The sequence below is a fragment of the Vogesella fluminis genome, assembly GCF_014652335.1.
GTDB lineage: Bacteria > Pseudomonadota > Gammaproteobacteria > Burkholderiales > Chromobacteriaceae > Vogesella > Vogesella fluminis.
This window is the reverse complement of the sequence record NZ_BMYP01000067.1, coordinates 1-7,300: the sequence shown is the minus strand read 5'-3', so window position 1 is coordinate 7,300 and position 7,300 is coordinate 1. Positions and strand designations below refer to the sequence as shown.

Annotated in this window: 4 protein-coding genes; all 4 read left to right on the top strand. The window is 57.9% G+C overall.

Annotated features, from left to right (window positions below):
* The first annotated feature begins 117 nt into the window (after nt 1-117).
* The 4 genes from IE083_RS14930 (at nt 118) to IE083_RS14915 (ending at nt 7,150) form a co-directional block, all read left to right on the top strand.
* Entirely contained in the window at nt 118-327 is a 210-nt protein-coding gene (locus IE083_RS14930) for a helix-turn-helix domain-containing protein (protein WP_023109365.1), read from the top strand.
* Nucleotides 328-393: 66 nt separating this feature from the next.
* Nucleotides 394-3,366, top strand: a complete 2,973-nt coding sequence (locus IE083_RS14925) for a type I restriction endonuclease subunit R (RefSeq protein WP_189354830.1) — start codon at nt 394-396, stop codon at nt 3,364-3,366.
* Nucleotides 3,363-6,005 (top strand): TrlF family AAA-like ATPase, encoded by a 2,643-nt coding sequence (locus IE083_RS14920; protein WP_189354829.1) that lies wholly within the window; start codon nt 3,363-3,365, stop codon nt 6,003-6,005. Before IE083_RS14925 ends, IE083_RS14920 begins: the two co-directional genes overlap by 4 nt.
* Entirely contained in the window at nt 5,987-7,150 is a 1,164-nt protein-coding gene (locus IE083_RS14915) for an RNA/DNA-binding domain-containing protein (RefSeq protein WP_189354828.1), read from the top strand. Before IE083_RS14920 ends, IE083_RS14915 begins: the two co-directional genes overlap by 19 nt.
* Nucleotides 7,151-7,300 lie beyond the last annotated feature (150 nt).

The window sequence follows — 7,300 nt, the reverse complement described above, 5'->3', positions numbered from 1 at the left end:
TCATTCAACTCACAACGACAGTAGCCAATAACAATTTTTATGCTTCCGCAGCATTCAAATGATAGACTCCAAACGACTTAAGACGACTTTCAATCGCAACCTCCGAGCGTCATCGACATGAGTACAGAACCGTGGGTTACCGCCGATCACGTCGCCCAGCACTTGGGCGTGGCCAAGGACACCGTGTACCGCTGGCGCGAGCGCAAGGGTCTGCCCGCACACCGCGTGGGGCGGCTGTGGAAGTTCCAGCTCTCCGAAGTGGATGAATGGGTGCGTGCAGGCGGCGCAGATGAAGATGTCGGTGAGCCGGGGAGTCGGCATACATGAGCTCCATGGCATTACCCGCCAGAACAACGGCGGTAGCAAACCGTTTGGGTCTTTGAGGCAAGGTTCATGACGACCACAGAACAACAAATCGAACTCGATCTGATCGCCAAGCTCGGCGACCTCAAGTACACCTATCGCCCCGACATTCGCGACCGCGCCGCGCTCGAAGCCAACTTCCGAGCCAAGTTCGAAGCGCTGAACCGCGTGCATCTGATTGACAGCGAGTTTCAGCGCTTGCTCGACGGCATCATCACGCCCGATGTCTACGGCGCTGCCCAGCGGCTTCGCAACATCAACAGCTTCGAGCGCGACGATGGTACGCCGCTGAACTACACCTTGGTGAACATCCGGGACTGGTGCAAGAACGACTTTGAGGTCGTCAACCAGTTGCGCATGAACACTGACAACAGCCATCACCGGTACGACGTGATACTGCTCATCAACGGCGTACCGGTGGTGCAAATCGAGCTGAAGACCTTGGCGGTCAGCCCGCGCCGGGCCATGCAGCAGATCGTTGATTACAAGACTGACCCCGGCAATGGCTATAGCAAGACGCTGCTGTGCTTCCTGCAGCTCTTCATCGTCAGCAACCGCACCGACACTTGGTATTTCGCCAACAACAACGCACGGCACTTCAGCTTCAACGCAGATGAGCGCTTCTTGCCGGTTTACCAGTTTGCCAGCGAAGACAACAAAAAAATCACGCTGCTCGATAGTTTTGCCGAGAAGTTCCTGGCCAAGTGCACTCTAGGGCAAATGATCAGCCGCTACATGGTGCTGGTGGCCAGCGAGCAGAAGCTGCTGATGATGCGGCCATACCAAATCTATGCCGTCAAAGCCATCGTGGAGTGCATCCACCAGAATTGCGGCAACGGCTACATCTGGCACACCACCGGCTCAGGCAAGACGCTGACTTCGTTCAAGGCGTCCACCCTGCTCAAAGACAATCCGGACATCGACAAGTGTCTGTTTGTGGTGGATCGCAAAGACTTGGATCGCCAGACTCGCGAGGAATTCAACCGCTTTCAGGAAGGCTGCGTCGAAGAGAACACCAACACCGAGACACTGGTGCGCCGCCTACTGTCGGATGACTACGCCGATAAAGTCATCGTCACCACCATTCAGAAGCTGGGCCTGGCTCTGGATGGGGCCAACAGGCGCAACTACAAGGAACGGCTGGAGCCATTACGCAACCAGCGCATGGTATTTATCTTTGATGAATGCCACCGCTCACAATTCGGCGACAACCACAAAGCCATCAAGGAGTTCTTCCCCAACGCCCAGCTTTTTGGCTTTACCGGCACACCCATCTTCGAGAAGAACGCCAGCTACCAGCAGATCGAAGGTCAGCAAGCCAGTTACCGCACGACCGACGACCTCTTCCAGCGTTGCCTGCATCAATACACCATCACCCACGCCATCGAGGATCGCAACGTCCTGCGCTTTCACGTGGATTACTTCAAGCCCGAAGGCAAGAATCCTCCCAAGCCTGGTGAAGGCGTAGCCAAAGCCAAGGTCATCGAGACCATTCTCTCCAAGCACGATGCAGCGACCAATGTCCGCAAGTTCAACGCGGTGTTGGCAACGGCCAGCATCAACGATGCCATCGAGTATTTCGAACTGTTCGCGGAGATTCAAAAACAAAAGACCGAGCAAGACCCTGAGTTCCGTCCGCTGAACATTGCCTGCGTATTCTCCCCGCCTGCCGAGGGAAATAAGGACGTACAGCAGATTCAGGAAGACCTGCCGCAAGAGAAAGAAGATAACCAGCAAGACCCCGAAGGCAAGAAAGCGGCGCTCACGCGCATCGTGACCGATTACAACACGCGCTTTGGCACCAACCATCGCATCAGCGAGTTCGACCTGTACTACCAGGATGTGCAAAAGCGCATCAAGGATCAGCAGTACCCCAACAGCGATCTCCCCGCCGCGCAAAAGATCGACATCACCATCGTGGTGGACATGCTGCTTACCGGTTTCGACTCCAAGTACCTCAATACCCTGTACGTGGATAAGAACCTCAAGCATCACGGCTTGATCCAGGCGTTTTCGCGCACCAATCGCGTGCTCAACGACAGCAAGCCCTATGGCAACATCCTCGACTTCCGTCAGCAGCAAAAGCCGGTCGAAGAGGCGATTGCACTGTTCTCTGGCGAGAAGATCGACAACCCGCGTGAAATCTGGCTGGTAGACCCCGCGCCCAAGGTCATCGATAACCTGCAAACCGCCACACAGAAGCTGGCTGACTTCATGCAGTCGCAAGGCGTGGGCAATGCGCCGGAAGACGTGGCCAACCTGAAAGGCGATGCCGCACGGGCGCAGTTCGTCAATCTGTTCAAGGAAGTACAGCGCCTCAAGACCCAGCTCGATCAATATACCGATCTCTCGGATGAGCAGAAGGCGCAGATCACCCAGATTGCGCCACCCGATCAGATGCAGGGCTTCAAAGGTGTGTACCTCGAAACGGCCAAGCGCTTGAAGGAACAGCAGGATCGCGACCAGACCCCGCCAGAAGTGCAGCAGCTTGATTTTGAATTCGTACTCTTCGCCTCAAGCGTGATCGACTACGACTACATCATGGGCCTCATCGCCAAGCTGACCCAGCAGAAGCCCGGCAAGCTCACCATGAACCGTGAGCAGCTCATCGGCCTGATTCAGTCCGATGCCAAGTTCATCGACGAGCGCGAGGACATCGCCGAGTACATCCGTGGCCTGCCAGTCAATGAAGCCCTGGACGAAAAGCAGATCCGCAGCGGATTCGACCGCTTCAAGGCAGAGAAAAAAACACGGGAACTCACCGATATCGCAAACCGCCATGCACTGGACGTATCGGCGCTACAAGCCTTTGTCGATGAAATTCTGCGCCGCCGCATTTTTGATGGCGAGCGCCTTTCGGAGTTGATGGCCCCGCTAAACCTTGGCTGGAAAGCGCGCACGCAGAAAGAGTTGGCCCTGATGGAAGAGCTGGCACCACTGCTGCACAAGCTCGCCCAGGGTCGAGAGATTGCTGGTTTGGCTGCCTATGAGGAGGGGCGATGATGGGAACCGTCTTTGCACAGGGGGCGCAGTGGGTTCGTGCGGACTTCCATCTGCACACCCGCGCAGATCGTGAGTTCAAGTACACAGGCGATGACAACTTCTACAACAGCAATTATGTGAACGCGCTGGAGAAAGCAGGTGTCCAGCTGGGCGTCATCACCAATCACAACAAGTTCGATTTCGAGGAGTTCAAAGCGCTGCGCAAGACAGCGCAGAAGAAGGATATTGCGCTATTGCCCGGCGTCGAGCTGTCGGTCAATGACGGGGCCAATGGCATCCACACCCTGGTTGTTTTTTCCGACGACTGGTTGGCCGATGGTCATGACCATATCAACCCCTTCCTGGGCGTTGCGTTTGAAGGAAAAATCCCTGCCCAGTACGAGCAGGAAAACGGGCGTTCCTCTCTGTCACTGTTGGAAACCATCAAGAAGCTGGAAAGCTATCACCGCGACTTTTTCCTTGTCTTTGCCCATGTCGAAGCACCGAGCGGACTGTGGGCCGAATTGGACGGGGGGCGTCTTGCCGAGCTGGGCCAGAACGAATTCTTCCGCCGTCGCACGTTGGGCTTCCAAAAGGTACGCACGTACAACAAGCTGCAAGAGAAAAACAAACCCTGCCGGACTAAAGCGCAGCAGCATCTAGGTGACTGGTATCCCGCCGAACTCGAAGGCTGCGACGCCAAATGCATAGAAGACATTGGTCAGGGCAAAGCCTGTTATCTCAAATTGGGCGAGCTGTCCTTTGAGGCGGTCAAGTTTGCCTTGAGCGATCCCGCTGCGCGGGTCGCCACGGAACCGCCCAAGCATCAGGCGTCGCACATCCGCAGCATCCACTTCGACGGGGGCATCCTCGATGGTCAGACGCTGCACTTCTCTTCCGAACTCAACACGCTGATCGGCATCCGGGGCAGCGGCAAGTCATCCATCCTGGAGGCGGTGCGCTACGCGCTTGATATTCCACGAGGTGAGAAAGCGCAGGACACCAAGTACAAGGACGAGTTGATCCGGCACACCCTTGGCAGCGGCGGCAAGGTCACGCTGACAGCCTGCGACGTGTACGGACAGGAGTTCACCATCTCCCGCATCTTCCGCGAAGCGCCGAACGTCTACCTGGGCGGCAAGTTGCAGCCCGGCGTGTCGATCCGGGAGACCGTACTGCGTCGCCCGATCTACTTCGGCCAGAAAGACCTTTCCAGCACCGGCGAAGGCTTCGAGACCGATCTGGTGGAAAAGCTGGTTGGCGAGAAGCTGCGTGTGCTGCGTGACGAAATCGAGGCCCAACGCCAGCGCGTGCGCGACGCTGCTCAGCGCTGGCTCAAGCTCAGCAACACGGCCGAACTCAAGCGCGACTTCGAGACCCAGCTCAACGATGCCAACTTCCGTCTGACTAAGTTCGCGGAGCATGGTGTCGCCGACAAACTCCAAAAGCGCCTCGGTTTCCAGCAGGACGCTACTGCGCTAGCACGCACGAAGGAGCGGGCAGACAGCTTCATCCTCGCCCTGGGGCAATTGATTGCCGAGCATGAGGACGAGTTGCGCAACGCGACGAGTTACGTGTCCAAGCAGAACCCAGATTTCTTCACGGCCTACTACTCCGAGTTCTCCAAGCTCGTTGCCAAGGTCGATCAGCTCAAGCAGATCGAGCAAGACGCGCGAGCCATTGCGGGTCGCCTCCAGGCCAAACAGGGCGAGTTTGAAGGCGCAAGCAAGAACCTTCAGGAGGAGTTCGCACAAGTCGAGCGCCAACTGGCTCAGGAACTCAAGCAAACCGGCATGACAGCCATCCAGCCGGACGACTTCCTGACCCAGCAGCAACGCAAGACCAAGGCGGAGCAAATGCTGGAGGCGTTGGCCAAGCAGGAATCGCAGCAAACCAGCATCCGCGACGCGTTGTTTGCCGAGATCGACAAGCTCAATGAACTCTGGCTGCGCGAGTTCAACACCATAAAGGTGGAGCTGGACCGCGTGAACGCTGGCCACACCGCACTGCAGATCGAAGCGGACTTCAAGGGCGACAAGGAAGCCGCCATCAACTTCATGCAGCAGCTTTTCAAAGGCAGCAACATCCGCGAAACCACCCTGCGCGCGGTGATGGAGGACCATGCCGATTTCGGCGGCCTCCTGCGTGCCCTGCCGGGTGCCTTGGCCAAGGCTGGCAGCACCCCCGAGGTCTTCGAGAAGACCTTCATGCAGAACCTGACCGAGTTCGTCACCTGGCAGGTGCCCAACCGCTTCGTCATCCGCTATCGCGGCAAAGAGTTGAAGCACCACTCCCTCGGGCAGCGCGCTTCGGCGTTGCTGCTGTATGTGCTCAGCCAACGCCAGAACGACGTGATCATCATCGACCAACCGGAAGACGATCTGGACAACCAGACCATCTACGACGATGTGATCAAGCTGCTGCGTGAGATGAAACCTCACGCCCAGTTCATCTTCGCCACCCACAACGCTAACTTCCCGGTGCTGGGTGACGCCGAGCAGGTGCACGCCTGCCAATATCAGGACGAGAAGGTCGCCACGCGAAGCGGCAGCATCGACGCCCGCCCGGTGCAGGACGCCATCATCAACATCATGGAAGGAGGCCAGGAAGCCTTCAACCGTCGCAAAGAGGTCTACAACCTATGGAAACCACAGAGCTGATCGACCTGCTCAGCCGAGGCGAGGACAGTCGGCATCAGTTCAAGACGGACATGAACAATGCCGACGCCTTGGCTGCAGAGATCGTTGCCTTCAGCAACACCGCTGGTGGGCGCATCTTCATTGGAGTGAACGACGACGGTTCGGTGCGCGGCCTATCCGGCGCCGACGTTGCTCGTCTCAACCTGCTCATCGCCAACGTGGCCTCACAGGTCGTGCGTCCCGCCGTGAACCCGCTCACGGAAAACGTGCCCCACCCGACAGGCACGGTGCTGGTGCTCTCCATCGCTGAGGGCGTCAACAAGCCCTACATGGACAAGAACGGCGCGATTTGGGTGAAGAACGGCTCGGACAAGCGCCGCGCCACCTCGCGCGAGGAACTGCAGCGGCTGTTCCAGCAGGCGGGCTTGGTGCACGCCGACGAAACGCCCGTGACGGGCTTGAGCGCGGGCGATGTGGACATGCCCTATTTCGAAACCTTCTTCGAGCAGCAATTCGGTGAGCCGCTCGCCCAGCATAACCAGCCGCTGCCGCAGTTGCTGACCAACATGAACCTGATGAACCAGGGGCAGCTCAACGTAGCGGGCGGCCTGCTGTTCGCCAAAACACCGCAGTACGCACTACCCGCCTTCATCGTCAAGGCCGTCGCCTTTGTCGGCACTGAGATCGAAGACCAGCGCTACATCGACAGCCGCGACATCACCGGTAAGCTGGCCGATGTATTCCAGCAGTCGCTGGGTTTCATCTTCGCCAACACGCGCGCCACTCAGGGCGAGCAGGGTTTTAACTCACAAGGGCAGGCCGAGATTCCCCGCATTGTCTGGGAGGAGCTGGTCGCCAACGCGCTCATCCACCGCGACTATTTCATCAGCGCGCCGGTGCGCGTGTTGGTGTTTGCCGATCGGGTCGAGATCATCAGCCCCGGCCACCTGCCCAACAACCTGACCATCGAAAACATCAAGGCAGGCAACTCCAATATGCGCAACCCGATTCTGGCGTCCTTTGCCGCCAAGCTGCTGCCGTATCGCGGACTGGGCAGCGGCCTGCTGCGTGCATTGCGGGCCTGGCCGCAGATTGAACTCATCGACGATCGGGCTGGAAATCTGTTCAAGGCCATCGTGACACGGCCACAGGAGCAAGCGGTATGAGTGGTCATGAAAGAAAGCCATTGGTACCGCGGTTGCGGTTCCCGGAGTTTAAGGATGAGTGGCGCTTGTTGCCGATGTCGGCGGGTTATACCCATTCCATTACCCATAAGTCTGCCGGAATCGCATCCCGAGGACGCAGGCAGCAATTTT